19 protein-coding genes are annotated in these 17,986 nt (G+C 71.5%); 14 read left to right on the top strand and 5 right to left on the bottom strand.

Annotation, left to right across the window (positions count from 1 at the left end):
- The first annotated feature begins 32 nt into the window (after positions 1–32).
- A complete protein-coding gene (locus ACFZBT_RS24145) occupies positions 33–764 on the top strand; it encodes an SseB family protein (RefSeq protein ID WP_391106779.1) in 732 nt (243 codons plus the stop codon).
- 1 nt (position 765) lies between these two features.
- On the opposite strand, the gene ACFZBT_RS24140 is transcribed toward ACFZBT_RS24145, so the two are convergent.
- Positions 766–1,122, bottom strand: a complete 357-nt coding sequence (locus tag ACFZBT_RS24140) for a DUF1844 domain-containing protein (RefSeq protein ID WP_184597362.1) — start codon at positions 1,120–1,122, stop codon at positions 766–768.
- 394 nt (positions 1,123–1,516) lie between these two features.
- On the opposite strand from ACFZBT_RS24140, the gene infC reads away from it, so the two are divergent.
- The 10 genes from infC to ACFZBT_RS24090 all read left to right on the top strand — a co-directional run bounded on the left by infC (position 1,517) and on the right by ACFZBT_RS24090 (position 12,242).
- Positions 1,517–2,167 carry a translation initiation factor IF-3 gene (infC, locus tag ACFZBT_RS24135; protein WP_215124526.1) on the top strand — a complete coding sequence of 217 codons (651 nt, stop codon included), beginning with the start codon at positions 1,517–1,519 and terminating at the stop codon, positions 2,165–2,167.
- A gap of 109 nt (positions 2,168–2,276) precedes the next feature.
- The gene (gene rpmI / locus ACFZBT_RS24130; RefSeq protein ID WP_003989075.1) at positions 2,277–2,471 is read left to right on the top strand and encodes a 50S ribosomal protein L35; all 195 of its coding nucleotides are present in this window, start codon (positions 2,277–2,279) and stop codon (positions 2,469–2,471) included.
- Between the two features lie 95 nt (positions 2,472–2,566).
- The gene (gene rplT / locus ACFZBT_RS24125) at positions 2,567–2,950 is read left to right on the top strand and encodes a 50S ribosomal protein L20 (protein WP_004002577.1); all 384 of its coding nucleotides are present in this window, start codon (positions 2,567–2,569) and stop codon (positions 2,948–2,950) included.
- A gap of 91 nt (positions 2,951–3,041) precedes the next feature.
- The gene (locus ACFZBT_RS24120) at positions 3,042–3,902 is read left to right on the top strand and encodes a TrmH family RNA methyltransferase (protein ID WP_391106774.1); all 861 of its coding nucleotides are present in this window, start codon (positions 3,042–3,044) and stop codon (positions 3,900–3,902) included.
- 54 nt (positions 3,903–3,956) lie between these two features.
- Entirely contained in the window at positions 3,957–5,108 is a 1,152-nt protein-coding gene (locus ACFZBT_RS24115; RefSeq protein ID WP_391106771.1) for an ATP-binding protein, read from the top strand.
- A gap of 134 nt (positions 5,109–5,242) precedes the next feature.
- Positions 5,243–6,364, top strand: coding sequence for a phenylalanine--tRNA ligase subunit alpha (pheS, locus tag ACFZBT_RS24110; protein ID WP_391106769.1), 1,122 nt, complete (start codon positions 5,243–5,245; stop codon positions 6,362–6,364).
- Positions 6,364–8,877, top strand: a complete 2,514-nt coding sequence (gene pheT, locus ACFZBT_RS24105; protein ID WP_391106766.1) for a phenylalanine--tRNA ligase subunit beta — start codon at positions 6,364–6,366, stop codon at positions 8,875–8,877. Before pheS ends, pheT begins: the two co-directional genes overlap by 1 nt.
- A gap of 167 nt (positions 8,878–9,044) precedes the next feature.
- Positions 9,045–9,977 (top strand): SpoIIE family protein phosphatase, encoded by a 933-nt coding sequence (locus ACFZBT_RS24100; RefSeq protein ID WP_391106764.1) that lies wholly within the window; start codon positions 9,045–9,047, stop codon positions 9,975–9,977.
- Positions 9,978–10,248: 271 nt separating this feature from the next.
- Positions 10,249–11,589: a transcriptional regulator gene (locus ACFZBT_RS24095; RefSeq protein WP_391106761.1), complete on the top strand. Its 1,341-nt coding sequence runs from the start codon at positions 10,249–10,251 to the stop codon at positions 11,587–11,589.
- A 107-nt stretch (positions 11,590–11,696) separates the two neighbouring features.
- Positions 11,697–12,242, top strand: a complete 546-nt coding sequence (locus ACFZBT_RS24090) for an NUDIX domain-containing protein (protein ID WP_391106758.1) — start codon at positions 11,697–11,699, stop codon at positions 12,240–12,242.
- Between the two features lie 11 nt (positions 12,243–12,253).
- Here the strand turns inward: ACFZBT_RS24090 and ACFZBT_RS24085 are convergent, their stop codons facing one another.
- A complete protein-coding gene (locus ACFZBT_RS24085) occupies positions 12,254–12,511 on the bottom strand; it encodes a hypothetical protein (protein ID WP_184597347.1) in 258 nt (85 codons plus the stop codon).
- A gap of 220 nt (positions 12,512–12,731) precedes the next feature.
- On the opposite strand from ACFZBT_RS24085, the gene ACFZBT_RS24080 reads away from it, so the two are divergent.
- Entirely contained in the window at positions 12,732–12,962 is a 231-nt protein-coding gene (locus ACFZBT_RS24080; protein ID WP_391106755.1) for a hypothetical protein, read from the top strand.
- A gap of 22 nt (positions 12,963–12,984) precedes the next feature.
- Here the strand turns inward: ACFZBT_RS24080 and ACFZBT_RS24075 are convergent, their stop codons facing one another.
- A complete protein-coding gene (locus ACFZBT_RS24075; RefSeq protein ID WP_391106752.1) occupies positions 12,985–13,860 on the bottom strand; it encodes a 3-hydroxybutyryl-CoA dehydrogenase in 876 nt (291 codons plus the stop codon).
- Positions 13,861–14,040: 180 nt separating this feature from the next.
- Between ACFZBT_RS24075 and ACFZBT_RS24070 the strand changes: the two genes are divergently transcribed.
- A complete protein-coding gene (locus tag ACFZBT_RS24070; RefSeq protein ID WP_391106750.1) occupies positions 14,041–15,270 on the top strand; it encodes a family 10 glycosylhydrolase in 1,230 nt (409 codons plus the stop codon).
- Between the two features lie 53 nt (positions 15,271–15,323).
- On the opposite strand, the gene ACFZBT_RS24065 is transcribed toward ACFZBT_RS24070, so the two are convergent.
- Positions 15,324–15,524, bottom strand: coding sequence for a DUF1918 domain-containing protein (locus ACFZBT_RS24065; RefSeq protein WP_010045242.1), 201 nt, complete (start codon positions 15,522–15,524; stop codon positions 15,324–15,326).
- A 93-nt stretch (positions 15,525–15,617) separates the two neighbouring features.
- A complete protein-coding gene (locus ACFZBT_RS24060; protein WP_391106748.1) occupies positions 15,618–16,535 on the bottom strand; it encodes an EamA family transporter in 918 nt (305 codons plus the stop codon).
- Here ACFZBT_RS24060 and ACFZBT_RS24055 point away from each other — a divergent pair.
- Positions 16,534–17,970, top strand: a complete 1,437-nt coding sequence (locus tag ACFZBT_RS24055) for an aminotransferase class I/II-fold pyridoxal phosphate-dependent enzyme (RefSeq protein ID WP_391106745.1) — start codon at positions 16,534–16,536, stop codon at positions 17,968–17,970. The two genes, ACFZBT_RS24060 and ACFZBT_RS24055, sit on opposite strands and share 2 nt — an antisense overlap.
- Positions 17,971–17,986 lie beyond the last annotated feature (16 nt).

Genomic DNA, 17,986 nt, shown 5'->3' with positions numbered 1-17,986 from the left:
GCGGCGGCACCCGGCCGATAGGGTCGGTGACCGTGGCGAACAAGAACATCCCCGACTCCGGCTTCTCCGACGACGACGGCTCCGCCGACCCCCGGCTGAGCGCGGCACTCGCCGCCTGGTCGGAGGACCGCGGCGCGGTCGGCCCGGTCCTCGACGCCCTCAAGGGCGCCCGGCTTCTCGTCCCCGTCGTGGCCGTGCTCGGCGAGGTCGAGGAGGACGAGCGGGGACTGCGCCACGAGAAGACCAGCGACATGGCCGTACCGACCCTGAAGGCCGGAAACCGCACAGCCCTCCCCGCCTTCACGTCCACGGACTCCCTCGCCCGCTGGGACCCGGCGGCCCGCCCCGTCGCCGTCCCCCTGCACCAGGCCCTCCAGGCCGCCGCCCACGAGAAGGCGGACACGGTCGTACTGGACATGGCGGGGCCCGTGCCCTTCGAGCTGACGGGATCCGCCCTGCTGTCGCTCGCCGAGGGCCGGACCACCACGGACCCGCTCGCCGACCCGGCGGTCGTGGCCGCGGTGCGTGCCGTGGTCGCCGACGTGCGCGCGGTGGTGCGTGCCTACCTCGGCCCCGGCCGGGCCGACGGCACCCTCGCCCTGGTCTTCGAGCCGGCCGTGCCGCACGACGCCGGCGTCCACGCGGTCGCACGCCGCCTCGCCGCCGACGAGACACTGAGGGCCCGCCTGGTGCGCGGCCTCGACCTGGCAGTCCTGCCGGCCGAGGCGACGCCACCGGGCGAGCCCTTGTACGTACGCGGATGAACTAGCCGTAGACGGGACCCGTGTACTTCTCGCCCGGCCCCTGGCCCGGCTCGTCCGGGCGGAGCGAGGCCTCGCGGAACGCCAGCTGCAGCGACTTCAGGCCGTCGCGCAGGGGCGACGCGTGGAAGGAGCTGATCTCGGTCGCGGAGGCGTCCAGCAGGCCGGCCAGGGCGTGCACCAGCTTGCGGGCCTCGTCCAGGTCCTTGTGCTTGTCGCCCTCCTCGGTCAGACCGAGCTTCACCGCGGCGGCGCTCATCAGGTTGACGGCGACCGTCACGATCACCTCGACCGCAGGGACCTCGGCGATGTCGCGGGCCATGGCGTCGAAGTCGGGGGACTCAGGAGGGGTCTCACTCATGCCCCACACGATAGGCGCAGGGCGGCCCCGTGCCGCACCAGGCCCCACGGCGTTCCAATTAGCCGTTCCTGGCCATTGCTGGTAACCTCGTGTAACGACCGGTCGGACCCGTATGCCTCACGGCCCGCGAGCCCGGCCCACAAGTGGAGGCTTTCGAACTCCCACCTGACCGCCCCCAGGGCGGCGGGTCACCGGTCAGACGATCCCGCCCCAGTGGCGGCGATCCGTCCGAAAGCGCGCCCCGCGGTCACCGCGGCGGTGCTCCGGTAGTTCGAGGAGCCCCGCCTGGGATCGTCCGGGGCATTTTTTCTGCTTCGGCGCGGTTAGGTCTATCGAATAGAGACGTTACGCGGCCGTCCGCCAGACCGTCGCGTGGTGCTACCGAGGAGGATCCATCAGCGCCGAGCCCCGCATCAACGACCGGATTCGCGTTCCCGAGGTGCGACTTGTCGGTCCCAGTGGCGAGCAGGTGGGCATCGTCCCCCTGGCCAAGGCACTGGAGCTTGCGCAGGAGTACGACCTGGACCTGGTCGAGGTCGCGGCGAATGCCCGTCCGCCCGTGTGCAAGCTCATGGACTACGGGAAGTTCAAGTACGAGTCGGCCATGAAGGCCCGTGAGGCGCGCAAGAACCAGGCGCACACGGTCATCAAGGAGATGAAGCTCCGGCCGAAGATCGACCCGCACGACTATGACACCAAGAAGGGTCACGTCGTCCGGTTCCTCAAGCAGGGCGACAAGGTCAAGATCACGATCATGTTCCGTGGTCGCGAGCAGTCCCGGCCCGAGCTGGGCTACCGACTGCTGCAGCGTCTCGCGGAGGACGTCCAGGACCTCGGTTTCGTCGAGTCGAACCCGAAGCAGGACGGCCGGAACATGATCATGGTCCTCGGTCCGCACAAGAAGAAGACCGAGGCGATGGCCGAGGCTCGCCAGGCGCAGGAGGCCCGCAAGGCGGAGGCGAAGGCCAACCCCGGCCGCTCGCAGAACGCCGCGGAAGCCGACGCGGACGTCGAGGCGCCGGCCGAGGAGCCCGCCGAGGCGTGACCCCTGGGGACGCGAGTCCCGAGGAAGCAATCGAAACAAGACGACGCTCCACCGTGCCCGGTTTCACGACCGGGCACCGGAGCGCCACCGACGAGGAGAGTACGGCGCTATGCCGAAGAACAAGTCGCACAGCGGGTCCAGCAAGCGCTTCAAGGTCACCGGCTCCGGCAAGGTGCTCCGCGAGCGTGCCGGCAAGCGCCACCTGCTCGAGCACAAGTCGTCCCGTGTGACGCGTCGCCTCACCGGCAACGCCGAGATGGCCCCGGGCGACGCCAAGAAGATCAAGAAGCTTCTCGGCAAGTGACGCTTCGGCGCGCGAGCGCCGTACGTCAGGACCGGGACCCAATCGATTTCGGGCCGTGTGAGTACGACCGCGGCCCCGCTACAAGGAGTTAAAAAGTGGCACGCGTCAAGCGGGCAGTGAACGCCCACAAGAAGCGCCGGGCGATCCTCGAGCAGGCTTCCGGCTACCGCGGTCAGCGTTCGCGCCTGTACCGCAAGGCCAAGGAGCAGGTCACCCACTCGCTGGTCTACAACTACAACGACCGCAAGAAGCGCAAGGGTGACTTCCGCCAGCTGTGGATCCAGCGCATCAACGCCGCTGCCCGCGCCAACGGCATCACGTACAACCGCTTCATCCAGGGTCTGAAGGCCGCGAACGTCGAGGTCGACCGCAAGATCCTGGCCGAGCTGGCCGTCAACGACGCCGGTGCGTTCGCCGCGCTCGTCGAGGTCGCTCAGAAGGCGCTGCCGAGCGACGTCAACGCGCCCAAGGCTGCGTGACGCCGCGCCGGCCCCAAGCCGACGTGATTCCAGGACCCGCAGGCCGAACGGCCTGCGGGTCCTGCTGTGCAGCTAGCAGAAAGTGAACAGGATGTCCCCCGCCACGCCCGAGCTCATCTCCCCCCGCTCACCCCGCGTCCTGGCCGCGCGGCGGCTGGCCAAGCGGAACTTCCGGGGGAAGGAGCGGCTGTTCCTCGCTGAGGGGCCGCAGGCCGTGCGCGAGGCGGCCGGGCACCGGGCCGGGGAGACGGCCACGCTCGTGGAACTGTTCGCGACGCTGGAGGCGGCCGATCGGTACGCCGACATCCTGGGGGCGGTCCGGGACGCGGGCGCCCGGGTGCACCTCGCCTCCGAGCAGGTCATCGCCGACATCTCCACCACCGTCACCCCGCAGGGACTCGTCGGCGTCTGCCGGTTCCTGGACACGCCCTTCGAGGAGATCCTCGACGCGCGCCCCCGGCTCGTCGCCCTCCTCGCGAACGTCCGCGACCCCGGCAACGCCGGGACCGTGCTGCGCTGCGCCGACGCCGCCGGTGCCGAGGCCGTCGTCCTGACCGACGCCTCCGTCGACGTGTACAACCCCAAGGCCGTCCGCGCCTCCGTCGGTTCCCTGTTCCACCTGCCCGTCGCCGTCGGCGTCCCCGTGGAGCGGGCGGTCGACCGGCTGCGGACCGCCGGTGTCCGGGTCCTCGCCGCCGACGGGGCGGGCGACCGCGACCTCGACGACGAGCTCGACAAGGGCACCATGGGCGGGCCGACCGCCTGGGTCTTCGGGAACGAGGCCTGGGGCCTCCCGGAGGAGACCCGCGCCCTCACCGACGCCGTCGTGCGCGTCCCGATCCACGGGAAGGCCGAGAGCCTGAACCTCGCCACCGCCGCCGCCGTATGTCTCTATGCGTCCGCGCGTGCACAGCGCGCCGCCGGAGGGTGCCGTTCCGTCACCGGGAACTAGTAGGGTGACCAGCTCAGGGACCCCTCTGTGGAGCGTTAGAGGTGGGGAGCGGGGATGAGCGTCGGCACGAGCAGCGCACCGGGAGCCCAGGACGCCGGGAACCCGCCCGCCGCGTTCGGGCCGCCCGGTGATCTCGCCGGCCTCGGCATAGACCCCGACCAGCTCCCCGACGGACTCGTCGTCGCCGACGAGCAGGGCCGTGTCATCTGCTTCAACGCCGCCGCCCAGCGCATCACCGCCGTCACCGCCCGGGACGCCCTCGGGCAGCGGCTGGAGAAGGCCCTGCCGTTAGAGGACCTGGAGGGCCGCCGCTGGTGGCAGCTGACCGACCCGTACGGCGGCCTCGCCATCCGTGTCGGACAGCCCGAGCGCAACCTCCTGCTCCCCGGCGGCCGTGAAGTGCTCGTCTCCGCGCGCTACGTCCGCAGCCGGCCCAGCGGGCCCGTCCGGCGCCTCGTCGTCACCCTGCGCGACACCGAGGCCCGGCGCCGCACCGAGCGCAGCCACGCCGAGCTGATCGCCACCGTCGCCCACGAGCTGCGCTCCCCGCTCACCTCGGTCAAGGGCTTCACCGCCACCCTGCTCGCCAAGTGGGAACGCTTCACCGACGACCAGAAGCGGCTGATGCTGGAGACCGTCGACGCCGACGCGGACCGGGTCACCCGGCTCATCGCCGAGCTGCTCGACATCTCGCGGATCGACTCCGGCCGGCTGGAATTGCGTCGCCAGCCCGTCGACATCGGCGCGGCCGTCGGACGGCACATCCAGGCCTACGTCGCCGCCGGGCAGGCGGCCGACCGGTTCCTGCTGCGTCTCCAGCAACCGCTGCCCGACCTGTGGGCCGACCCCGACAAGATCGACCAGGTGCTCAGCAACCTCCTGGAAAATGCCGTGCGGCACGGCGAGGGAACTGTCACGATCGACGTCACGGCCACGGCGTCCCTCCGCGAGGGCGAGTACGCCGAGAACGCAGCCACGTCGGTCACGGTGAGCGACGAGGGGCCCGGCATCCCGGAGGAGTCCATGAACCGCGTCTTCACCCGCTTCTGGCGGGGCAGCAAGCGCGGCGGCACCGGCCTCGGGCTCTACATCGTCAAGGGCATCGTCGAGGCCCACGGCGGCACCATCACGGTCGGCCGCGCGCCCGGCGCCGGCGCCGAGTTCCGATTTACGTTGCCCGTGAGCGCTCCGGCCTATCTCGCCTGAGCCCGCGGGCGCATTCGTATACCTCCGCCCCGTTAGACTCGGCCATTGGCACCTTTGCGTCCAGTTCCGTAGACGAAACGTCTCCGGACCGTAGACGGGGCGTTCCAGCCAGCCAACCGGAAGCACGGGAAGAGATGTCGGCACCCAATAAGTCGTACGACCCGGTCGAGGTCGAGACACTGAAACCGGAAGAGATCGAGCGCATGCGGGACGAGGCGCTCGCCGCCTTCGCCGCCGCGGACTCCCTCGACGCGCTCCAGGAGGCCAAGGTCGCCCACACCGGCGGCACCTCCCCGCTGGCCCTCGCCAACCGCGAGATCGGCGCCCTGCCCCCGCACGCCAAGGCGGAGGCCGGCAAGCGCGTCGGCCAGGCACGCGGCGCCGTGAACAAGGGCCTCGCCGCCCGCCAGGCCGAACTCGAGGCCGAGCGGGACACCCGCGTGCTCGTCGAGGAGTCCGTGGACGTCACGCTGCCCCACGACCGCGTACCGGCCGGGGCGCGGCACCCGCTCACCACGCTGTCCGAGCGCATCGAGGACATCTTCGTGGCCATGGGCTACGAGGTCGCCGAGGGGCCCGAGGTCGAGGCCGAGTGGTTCAACTTCGACGCCCTGAACATCGGCCCGGACCACCCGGCCCGCGGCGAGCAGGACACCTTCTTCGTGAAGGGCCCGCAGGGCGGCACCGAGTCCGGCGTGGTGCTGCGCACCCACACCTCGCCCGTGCAGATCCGTTCCCTGCTCGACCGCGAGCTGCCGGTCTACGTGATCTGTCCCGGTGTCGTCTACCGCACCGACGAGCTGGACGCCACGCACACGCCCGTCTTCCGCCAGGTCGAACTGCTCGCGATCGACGAGGGCCTCACCATGGCCGACCTCAAGGGCACCCTGGACCACATGGTCCAGTCGCTGTTCGGCGAGGGCATGAAGACCCGGCTGCGGCCGAACTTCTTCCCCTTCACCGAGCCGTCCGCCGAGATGGACATGGTCTGCTACGTCTGCCGCGGCGCCTCCGTCGGCAACCCCGACCGCTCCTGCCGCACCTGCTCGTCCGAGGGCTGGATCGAGCTGGGCGGCTGCGGCATGGTCAACCCGCGCGTGCTGCGGGCCTGCGGTGTCGACCCGGAGAAGTACAGCGGTTTCGCCTTCGGGTTCGGCATCGAACGGATGCTGATGTTCCGCCACAACGTCGAAGACATGCGAGACATGGTCGAGGGTGACGTCCGGTTCACCCGGCCGTTCGGGATGGAGATCTGATGCGGGTCCCGCTTTCTTGGCTGCGGGAGTACGTCGACCTGCCGGAGACGGAGACCGGTCGTGACGTGCAGGCCAAGCTGATTTCGGCCGGTCTGGAGGTCGAGACCGTAGAGCAACTCGGCGCCGACCTCAAGGGCCCCCTGGCCGTGGGCCGGGTGGCGACCATCGAGGAGCTGACGGAGTTCAAGAAGCCGATCCGCTTCTGCACCGTCGACGTCGGCCAGGCCAACGGCACCGGCGAACTCCAGGAGATCGTCTGCGGCGCCCGCAACTTCGCCGTCGGCGACAAGGTCGTCGTGGCGCTGCCCGGTGCCGTCCTGCCCGGTGACTTCCAGATCGCCGAGCGCAAGACCTACGGCAAGATGTCGCGCGGCATGATCTGCTCCAGCGACGAGCTGAACATGGGTGACGACGGCACCAAGGGCATCATCGTGCTGCCCCCGGAGACCGAGGTCGGCAAGGACGCCGTCGAGCTGCTGGAGCTGGTCGACGAGGTCCTGGACATCGCCGTCACCGCCAACCGCGGCGACTGCCTGTCCATCCGCGGCGTCGCCCGCGAGACCGCCATCGCCTACGGCCTGCCGCTGCGCGACCCGGCCCTGCTCGACGTGCCCGGACCGAACGCGTACGGCTACCCGGTCCAGATCTCCGACCCCACCGGCTGCGACCGCTTCACCGCCCGCACGGTGGCGGGCCTGAGCGCCGAGGCCCGTTCCCCGATCTGGCTCCGGCGTCGGCTCCAGAAGGTCGGCATGCGCCCGATCTCGCTCGCCGTCGACGTCACCAACTACGTGATGATGGAGCTCGGCCAGCCGCTGCACGCCTACGACCGCGGACTGGTCCAGGGCACCATCGGCGTGCGCCGGGCCGAGGAGGGCGAGAAGCTCACCACCCTCGACGGTGTCGAGCGCACGCTGGGTGCCGAGGACCTGGTGATCACCGACGACCGCGGCCCGATCGGGCTCGCCGGTGTCATGGGCGGCGCCAACACGGAGATCGCCGACCACGACGACGTGGAGAACGCCACGGCCGACGTGGTGATCGAGGCCGCGCACTTCGACGCGGTGTCGATCGCGCGTACGGCCCGCCGGCACAAGCTGTCCTCCGAGGCGTCCCGGCGCTTCGAGCGCGGCGTCGACCCGCAGGCCGCGGCGGCCGCCGCGCAGCGCACCGTCGACCTGCTGGTGCTGCTCGCGGGCGGCACCGCCGAGGCCGGTGTCACCGAGGTCCTCGCCCCGAGCGCGCCGCACACCATCACCGTCCCGGCCGACCACCCGGACAAGGTCGCGGGCGTCGTGTACGGCCGCGAGACCGTCGTACGCCGCCTCCAGCAGGTCGGCTGCGACGTGTACGGCCAGGACGAGCTGATCGTCACCGTGCCGTCCTGGCGGCCCGACCTCACCGACCCGAACGACCTGGCCGAAGAGGTCATCCGCCTGGAGGGCTACGAGAACCTGCCCTCCACGCTGCCCAGGCCGCCGGCCGGCCGTGGCCTGACCCACCGGCAGCGGCTGCACCGCCGCGTCGGCCGGGCACTGGCCGGGGCCGGGTACGTCGAGGCGCCGAACTACCCGTTCATCAGCGAGCAGGTCTTCGACCGGCTCGGCCTGGATTCCGACGACCCGGCGCGCCGTGTCGTGAAGCTCAGCAACCCGCTGAGCGACGAGGAGCCTGCACTGCGCACCTCGCTGCTGCCGGGCCTGCTGGGTGCCCTGCGGCGCAACGACGGCCGGGGCTCGCACGATCTCGCGCTGTTCGAGACCGGCCTGGTCTTCCAGCCGCGTGCGGAGCAGCCCGTCGCCGTCCGGCTGCCCGTCGACCGCCGCCCCACCGACGAGGAGATCGCCGAGCTGAACGCCGCGCTGCCCGTGCAGCCGCGGCACGCCGCCGTCGTCCTCGCCGGGGCCCGCGAGCAGGCCGGCTGGTGGGGCAAGGGTCGTCCGGCCGACTGGGCCGACGCCATCGAGTCGGCCCGGACCGTCGCCCGTGAGGCGGGCGCCGAGCTGATCATCCGCAAGGGGCAGTACGGGCCGTGGCACCCGGGTCGGTGCGCCGAGCTGGTGATCACCGTGGACGGCGCCGAGCGGGTCGTGGGGCACGCGGGGGAGCTGCACCCGCGCGTCGTCAAGGCGCTGGGGCTGCCCGCGCGTACCTGCGCGATGGAGATCGACCTGGACGCGGTGGAGAAGGCCGGCGACGCCACGCTGACGGCGCCGCGGATCTCCGCGTTCCCGGTGGCCACGCAGGATGTCGCCCTGGTCGTCGACGCGGTGGTTCCGGCGGCGGAGGTCGAGGAGGCCCTGCGTGCCGGGGCCGGGGAGCTGCTGGAGTCGATCCGGCTGTTCGATGTGTACGAGAACGCCGAGCAGTTGGGTGAGGGACGGAAGTCGCTGGCGTACGCGTTGCGCTTCCGGGCCGGTGACCGGACCCTGACCGTGGACGAGGCCTCCGCCGCTCGGGATGCGGCGGTCGCGCTCGCGGGTGAGCGCGTAGGAGCTGAATTGCGGAGTTAGCGCCGTGAGGGCTGCGCGCCCCAAGGCGAAGCCCGGATTTGCCTCACTCGATTGAGTGGTAAAGGTGGATGATCCTGCCTTTTCCGGCGTGCTGTCGACAGAATCGGACCGGCCCTCTTGGGCCGGTCCGATTCTGTGTGTCAGGGCCTAATTGGGGGGCCATCGGCATGATCCGCTTCAAGGGTCGGGTGCGCGGCCTCGGTCTGCCCGGTGCGGTTCTCCTCGCGGTGGGTACCGGGGTGATCCTTTGTGCGCGGCGGACGCTGATGCGTGAGCTGCGGCAGCTGCGCCGGGTCGCGGCTGCCGCACAGAACGCGGTGCTGCGGCCGTTGCCCTCGTGTATCGGCGGGCTGGCTGTCGCGGCCGCCCAGTTGTCGGCGGAGCGCGGGGCCGCGATCGGTGGTGACCTGTACGAGGTCGTCGCCACCGAGCACGGCGTACGGGCCGTGATGGGCGACGTACGCGGGCACGGGATCGGCGCGTTCGGAACCGTCGCCGCCGTGCTGGGCTGTTTCCGCGAGGCGGCGTACGACGAGGCGGACCTCGGCGGGGTGCTGCGCCGGCTGGAGCGCGCCCTGGACCGGCATCTGCGCCAGGAGCATCCGGCGAGCGTCGCCGAGGAGTTCGTGACCCTGCTGCTGGTGGAGATCCGCGCCGACGGCGAGATGGCCGCCCTGAACTGCGGGCATCCGTGGCCGTACCGGCTGAGCGGTACCCGAGTCGAACAGCTCGCGCCCGCCGACCCGTACCCGCCGCTGGGAGTGTTTCCGCTGCCGGACGTGCTGTCGACCGTCGGCCTGGGGCATCTCCCGCCCGGCGACGCGCTGTTCCTCTACACGGACGGTGCTCAGGACGCGCGGGATGCCCGTGGCCGGTTCTTCCCCCTGCCGTTCGTGCTGGCGAGCGTCGCACGGGAGGAGCCGTTCGCACCGCGGGCGATTCTCCGCGGTGTCCAGAGCGCGCTGGTCGACCATTCCCAGGGCACGCCGACGGACGACATCGCCCTGTTGGTCCTGAGGAACGACGGGCGCATGCCCCCAGGGGCGCGGGGAACTGCGCGAACCACCACCACGCACCCGCAGCCGACAACTCACCTCTGACCCACCGGCGATGACTCGCCCGGCCGGCCGGCGATGCCGTCCGCCCCGCCACGGAGTGTCGGGCAGGCGGCTGGGCGGACGGCGGAAGCGGGCCGCCGCACTGTACGAGGGGGAGCCGGCGGCCCGGCCGGCCTCTTGCGAGGCATTTCAGTCAACCGGCCGGCGACTCTGTGCGACAGCGCGCACACAGCGCGGATTCGAGCACTCCGTTCACACCCCGTGTGAAGGCGGAACCACTAATCTGGCCGCACCGAGCCACCGGGGGGCCCACATGCAGCCCAACACTCTGCTCGACGCGATCCTGGACGAAGCCGGGATCTCGCACGCGGGGCTGGCCGCACATGTCAACCAGGCGGGACGGGCACGGGGCCTGTCCCTGAGGTACGAACACACCGCCGTCGCCCGGTGGTTGAAGGGGCAGCGCCCCAGGGGCCAGGTGCCCGACCTGATCTGCGAGGTGCTCGCCGCCCGGCTCCAACGGCACGTCACCCTCGACGACATCGGCCTCGGCGTGCCCGGTGAGCCGGCAGCGCCGCACACCGGCTCGCTGTCCGGGTTCGTCGAGCGGGCCACCGCCCTGTGGCGCTCCGACCAGCAGCAGCGCCCGCACATCCTGGGCGCGCCCGCGCTCACCGGTACGCCCGCCGTCATGCCGGTGTGGGAGTGGGAGAACCCGCCCGAGGACGTGGACGTCTCCCGCGGCGGCAGACACCGGGTCACCGCGGGCGACCTGGAGATGCTGCGGTCGGCCCGGGCCCACTACGAGCAGATGTACCGCAAGGCGGGGGGCATAGCGACGCGGGCCCGCATCGTCGGCTTCCTCAACTCCGAGGCCGCCCCGCTGCTGCGCGGCAGCTACACGGACGAGACGGGACGGCAACTGCACCGTGCGACGGGCGGGTTGGTGGCCGTCGCCGGGATCTGTGCCTATGACTCCGACGCCCACGGCCTCGCGCAGCGCTACTTCCACCAGGCGTTGCGCCTCGCCAAGGCCAGCGGGGACCGGGGGCTCGGGGCGTATGTGATCGCCCTGCTCGTCAACCAGTCGCTGTTCATGCGGGAGTACCGGCAGTCCGTCGCCTTCGCGGAGGCCGCGCTGCGGGCGGCCGGCAAGCAGATCACGCCGGCGCTCTCCTCCGACCTGTACGCGATGCAGGCCAAGGCGTACGCGCATCTCGGCGACGGTACCAGCGCGCTGTCCTGCATCCGGCGGGCCGAGCAGTCCGCCGAGCGCATCCGGCGCGGGTACGAGCCCGACGAGACCGGCTATGTCCAGCCGGGGCTCGTCAACGTCCAGGTGGCGGAGGCGCTGCTCAGCCTCGGGGAGATCGCGGCCGCCGGGGAGCATGCCGCCGCCGCCGTCGACAACCCGGCGCACGACCGCGGCCGGGTGCACCGGCTGGCCATGCTGAGCACCATCGAACTGCGGCAGGGCAACGCCGACAAGGCGGTGGTCATCGCCGTGCAGATGGCCGAGCAGGCCCGCGGCATGGAGTCCCAGCGGCTGCGGGACCGGCTGCGCGCGGTGCGCGAGCATCTGGTGCGCAGCGGGGGCGCGGGCACGGCCGAGGCCGCCGAACTCATCGACGGGGCGCTGCGCGTACCGTTGTAGACCCGGCGCAGCGGCGTCCTCGTCATCCCGAGCGACTTCCTGTGCGCCTGCTGTCAGTACGTCCCTGCTGCGATATTGCCACTTACTCGACGGAAGGTGGCAGAACCGTGCAGTGGACGAAACACAATGAACAAACTGTGTACTCAAACCGCTGGTTCAGCGTCAATCTCGCGGATGTCGAACTACCGGACGGCCGACACCTCGACCACTTCCTGATACGGCTGCGGCCGGTGGCGGTGGCCACGGTGGTGAACGAGGCCAACGAGGTGCTGCTGCTCTGGCGGCACCGTTTCATCACGGACAGCTGGGGGTGGGAACTCGCGGCGGGCGTCGTCGAGGACGGCGAGGACATCGCCCGCGCGGCCGCCAGGGAACTGGAGGAGGAGACCGGCTGGCGGCCGGGACCGCTGCACCATCTCATGAGCGTGGAGCCGTCCAACGGGCTCACCGACGCCCGGCACCATGTGTACTGGGCCGACGAGGGCGAGTACGTCGGGCACCCCGTGGACGACTTCGAATCGGACCGCCGGGAATGGGTCCCCCTCAAGCTGGTCCCCGACATGGTCGCCCGCGGCGAGGTCCCGGCCGCCAACATGGCGGCCGCGTTACTTCTGCTGCACCATCTCAGGCTCGGACAGGACGTGTTGCCCTAGGTCGGCAGGCCTCAGCGTCCCAGTGCCTGCCAGATCGCCAGGACGAGGGCACCCACGGCGGTGAGGGCGGCGACCGCGGGCAGCGGCCAGCGCGTGTGTTCGAGTGTGTGGATCCGGGTGTTGAGCTCGTCGATCTCCTTGGCGGTCTCCTCGGTGCGGTGGCTGAGCAGAGCCAGCCCGCCCTCGACGCGGGCGTAGGCCACGTCGAGGCGGCGTCGTAACTCTGCGAGTTCTCCATGAACGACGGGATGCTCGGGATCGGCGGCCACGAGTCCGCTCCTTTCCGTAGTCGTTTCACATCCCTGGTATGCGCATGTGGAGTCAACTCGCCTGGTGGGCGCCTGGGGAGAGTGTGCGAGGGGCATATGCGAGCCCGGCGCGCACACGGTGTGTGAATGCCGCGGGCCCGGCACCAATTCCGGTGCCGGGCCTGCGGTTTGGCCGAAATCTGACCGTCCGTAATCGGCCTCGGGGGGTATTCGGGGGCGTATGACGAAGTGGCAGAAGAACGCGGCGTACGCGCTGGCGATCTATGCGCTGTTGGTCGTGGTGATCCGGTTCTCCGCCGGCGGACAGGGGTGGGGCACGGCGCTGCTGCTCGCTGTCGTCGTCACTCCGCTCGCCCTCTGGATGGGCTGGCTGCGCCGTCGCCTCAACGAGCAGGCGGCGGAATGGGGACGCCGCCGGTTCCGGCCGTGGCCGGAGGAGCGGCGGCGTTGAGGTGGCGGCAGCGGTCGGCCGGTCAGTCGTACGTGTAGAAGCCCGAGCCCGACTTGCGGCCCAGGCGGCCCGCGTCGACCATGCGCTGGAGCAGCGGGGGAGCGGCGTACAGGGGCTCCTTGTACTCCTCGTACATCGACTGGGCCACCGACGCGACCGTGTCGAGGCCGATGAGGTCGGAGAGCTTCAGCGGGCCCATCGGGTGGGCGCAGCCCATCTCCATGCCGTTGTCGATGTCCTCGCGGCTCGCGATGCCCGTCTCGAACATCCGGATCGCGGAGAGCAGGTACGGGATCAGCAGTGCGTTGACCACGAAGCCGGAGCGGTCCTGGGCGCGGATCGCGTGCTTGCCCAGGAGCTTCTCGGTGAACTGCTCGGCCCGGCCGATGGTGTCCTCGGACGTGGTGAGCGCCGGGATCAGCTCGACGAGCTTCTGCACCGGGGCCGGGTTGAAGAAGTGGATGCCGATGACCCGGTCGGGCCGGGAGGTCGCCACCGCGAGCTTCACCAGCGGGATGGAGGAGGTGTTGGAGGCCAGGATGGCGTCGGGCCGGGTCACGACCTGGTCGAGCACCTGGAAGATCTCGGTCTTGACGTGCTCGTTCTCGACGACGGCCTCGATCACCAGGTCGCGGTCGGCGAACTCGCCGAGGTCCGTGGTGAAGTTCAGCCGGTCAAGCGTGGCCTCCCGCTCCTCCTCGGTGATCTTGCCGCGCTCCGCCGCCTTGGCCAGGGAGTTGTACAGCCGGGTCCGGCCGATCTCCAGGGCCTCGCCGGTGGTCTCGGCGACCATGACGTCCAGACCGACCCGGGCGCACACCTCGGCGATCCCCGCGCCCATCTGACCGCAGCCCACGACTCCGACGCGTGCAATGTCTCCCGCTGGGATGTCCGTCACATCGTCCCTTTCGCTGCTGATCCACGTCCGGGCAGGTGCTCCGTGGTCCGGTGCCTGCTCCGTTCGAGCACGTTACTCCCAAGTATCGATGATCGATCGCGGGGGTCGGTCCAGAGTCGGGCATTCTGGGCCCGGAGCGATCCGCGACCGGGCGGATCCGCGGCATTTTGGGGCATGCGGATGGGACGAGTGTCACGCAGGGCGTTCGCGGTGGCGGCGCTGTCGGCTTTCACGATGGTGCCTCCGGCGTCGGCCGCGCCCAAGGGGGACGTCGAGTGGGACGGCAAGGGAGGTGACCGGGCGGCTTCCGCCATGCGGGGCGTATGGCTGGCGACCGTGGCCAACCGCGACTGGCCGTCCAAGACCGGGCTGAGCGCGTCGCAGCAGCGCACCGAGCTGCGGGGGCACCTCGACACAGCGGTCCGCAGGCGGCTCAACACGGTGTTCTTCCAGGTCAGGCCGACGGCGGACGCCCTGTGGCCGTCACCGTACGAGCCGTGGTCGCAGTACCTCACCGGCACCCAGGGCAAGGACCCGGGCTGGGACCCGCTGGGGACGGCCGTCAAGGAGGCCCACGCCCGCGGTCTGCAGCTGCACGCCTGGTTCAACCCGTACCGGGTCGCCACGCACGCCGACCTGTCCCGGCTGGCCGCCTCCCACCCCGCGCGCCGCAACCCGGACTGGGTGGTGACGTACGGCGGGAAGCTCTACTACAACCCGGGGCTGCCCGAGGTCCGTCGCTTCGTGCAGGACGCGATGCTCGACGCGGTGCGGAAGTACCCCGTGGACGGCGTCCACTTCGACGACTACTTCTACCCGTACCCGGTGGCGGGCCAGCGCTTCGACGACGACGCGGCCTACGAGAAGCACGGTGGCGGCTTCCCGAGCCGGGCCGCGTGGCGGCGGGACAACATCGACAAGCTGGTGCGGGAGACGGCGGCCCGCGTCAAGAAGGTCAGGCCGGGCGCCCGCTTCGGCATCAGCCCCTTCGGCGTGTGGCGCAACGCCGCCACGGACAAGCGCGGCTCCGACACCCGGGCCGGCGTGCAGACGTACGACGACCTGCACGCGGACACCCGCAAGTGGGTGCGCGAGAGCTGGATCGACTACATCGTCCCGCAGCTGTACTGGAACATCGGCTTCGCCGCCGCCGACTACGCGAAGCTGGTGCCCTGGTGGGCGGAGGTCGCGCGCGGCACCTCGACACAGCTCTACGTGGGGGAGGCGCTGTACAAGGCCGGTGACCCGGCGCAGCCCGCGGCCTGGCAGAACCCGGCCGAGCTGTCCCGGCACCTGGCGCTGGCCGAGGACTACGCGCAGGTGCGCGGGCACGTCTTCTTCGCCGCCAAGGACGTGGCGACCGATCGGATCGGGGCGATGGCGAAAGTGGTCTCCGACCACTACGAGTAATCGCCGGCACGAGTGGTTCGACGACTACAGGTAGGGGTCGCCCCCGGGCCGCGTCACGGCCCGGTGGTGGTCTCCCGGTGCCGGATCTCGGTGTCCGGGCCCGGTGAGCACACTCCCTCGTGCCCGTCCTCGAACCGGACGCGGTACGGGGGATTGCCCTCCTGGCCGAGCACTTCGACGATCTCGCCGACCTTGTCGTGCTGACCGACCACCCTGCCGTGCTGGACAAGCTGGTCGCCCACGGTTGCGCGCATCTGGGGCCTCCTCACGAGGTGCGGAGCAGCGGTCCGTGGCTTTCGAGTCTACGGCTGGGGGCGCTGCTCGGCGGGGTGCGGGGCGCGCCCCGTTCAGCCGCGCGCCCGCTGTGTGACGGCGATGCAGACCAGCACCGCCGCTGCCGTCAGCGGGGCGGCCACCGGCAGGTGCTCGCCCAGCAGCAGCACCGACCACACCAGTGTGAGCAGGGGCTGGGCGAGCTGCAACTGGCTGGCCTTCGGGATGCCGATGGCCGCCATGCCCCGGTACCAGACGACCAGACCGACGAACTGCGAGCCCGCCGCGACCCACAGCAGCCCGGTGACGCTGTGCGCGGTGAGCCGTACGGGTTCCTGCGCCAGGGCGAGCGCGGCCATGGGCACGGTCAGCGGCAGGCACAGCACCAGTGCCCAGCCGATGACGTGCCAGCCCGGCATGACCCGGGCCAGCCGGCCGCCCTCGGTGTAGCCGGCCGCGCACACCAGCAGCGCCCCGAAGAGGTACAGGTCGGCCGTGCTCAGGGCGCCGCCGCTCTGCTGCACGGTGAAGGCCAGCACCGCCGCCGCGCCCGCGAGGGACGCCGTCCAGAAGGTGCGCGAGGGCCGGGTGCCGACGCGCAGGGCGGAGCCGAGGGCCGTGGTGAGGGGAAGCAGGCCGACCACGACGGCGGCGTGCGCGGTGGTCGAGGTCCGCAGTGCCAGCGTGGTCAGCAGCGGGAAGCCGAGCACCACCCCGCCCCCGACGACCGCCAGGCCCGGCCAGTGCCGCCGGTCGGGCAGCGGTACACGCAGGGCGAGCAGACAGCCGCCCGCGATCACCGCGGCCAGGACACTGCGGACGGCGACCAGCGACCAGGGCCCGAAGCCCTCGAGGCCCCAGGCGGTCGCGGGGAACGTGAGGGAGAAGGCGATGACGCCGAGGGCCGCCTGGAGGGTGCCCAGGCCGGCCCGGTCCCGGCTGGCGGCGACTGCTATCCGAGGTGCGGTAGTAGCGCTACTCTGTGCTCTCATGCAAGAGCGTAGCAGCGTCACTGAACTGGCGGAACGACTCCGAAGGGAGCTCGACCGCTACTCTCCCGGTGGAAAGCTGCCGTCGAGCCGGGCTCTCGTCGAGCGGTTCCGGGTGAGCCCCGTGACCGTGTCCCGGGCCCTGGCCCAGCTCGCCGCCGAGGGGCTGGTGGTCACCCGGCCCGGCGCGGGCGCGTTCCGCGCCCGGGCCAGGACGGCACCGGCACCCGCCGGGGACACCTCCTGGCAGGAGGTCGCGCTCAGCGCGGACGGCGCCGCCGACCTCGTCCCGCGCTCGGTGGACGCCTCCGGGGTACTGGCGACGCTGGCCACCCCACCGCCGGGCGTGATCGAGTTCAACGGCGGCTATCTGCACCCGTCGCTGCAGCCGGAGCGGGCGATGGCCGCCGCCCTGTCGCGCGCCGGACGGCGTCCCGGTGCCTGGGGACGCCCGCCCATGGAGGGGCTGCCGGAGCTGCGCGAGTGGTTCGCGCGAGGCATCGGCGGGTCCTTCACCGCCGCCGAGGTGCTGATCACCGCGGGCGGACAGTCCGCGCTCACCACCGCCCTGCGCGCCCTCGCCCCGCCCGGCGCCCCCGTCCTGGTCGAGTCGCCGACCTACCCCGGCATGCTCGCCATCGCCCGTGCGGCGGGCCTGCGCCCGGTACCCGTACCAGTGGATGCCGACGGTGTGAGACCGGCGCTGCTCGCCGACGCCTTCCGGGCCAGCGGCGCCCCGGTCCTCGTCTGCCAGCCGCTCTTCCAGAACCCCACCGGCGCGTCGCTCGCACCCGGGCGGCGTCACGAGGTGCTGCGCATCGCCCGCGATGCGGGCGCGTTCGTCGTCGAGGACGACTTCGTACGGCGGCTGGTCCACGAGGACGCCGGGCCGCTGCCGCGTCCGCTGGCCGCCGACGACCCCGACGGTGTCGTCGTCCATGTCTGCTCGCTGACCAAGGCGACCTCGCCGAGTTTCCGGGTGAGCGCCCTGGCCGCGCGCGGACCGGTCCTGGAGCGGCTGCGCGCCATCCAGGTCGTCGACACCTTCTTCGTGCCGAGGCCCCTTCAGGAGGCCGCGCTGGAACTCGTCGGCTCTCCTGCCTGGCCGCGCCATCTGCGGTCCGTCTCCGCCGAGTTGAAGGCGCGCCGGGACGCGATGACCACCGCGCTGGCACTGCGCCTGCCGGACTTCGCGCTGGCACACGTCCCGTCCGGCGGCTACCACCTGTGGCCCCGGCTGCCTGACGGGGTGGCGGAGTCCGCCCTGACCGCCGCCGCCCTTCGCGCGGGTGTCGCGATCACTGCCGGTCGCCCCTACTTCAGTGCCGAGCCGCCGGCCGCGCACATCCGGCTGAGCTTCGCGGCCGTCGCGGGGACCGGGGAGATCGCGGAGGGGGTACGGCGGCTGCGTACGGCCTTCGACGAGGTGCTGGGATAAGGGTTCGACGCGTGGG

Source organism: Streptomyces sp. NPDC008137, assembly GCF_042957035.1.
Classification (GTDB): domain Bacteria; phylum Actinomycetota; class Actinomycetes; order Streptomycetales; family Streptomycetaceae; genus Streptomyces.
Note: the sequence above shows the minus strand (reverse complement) of the source record. Positions and strands in the feature narration are given on the sequence as shown.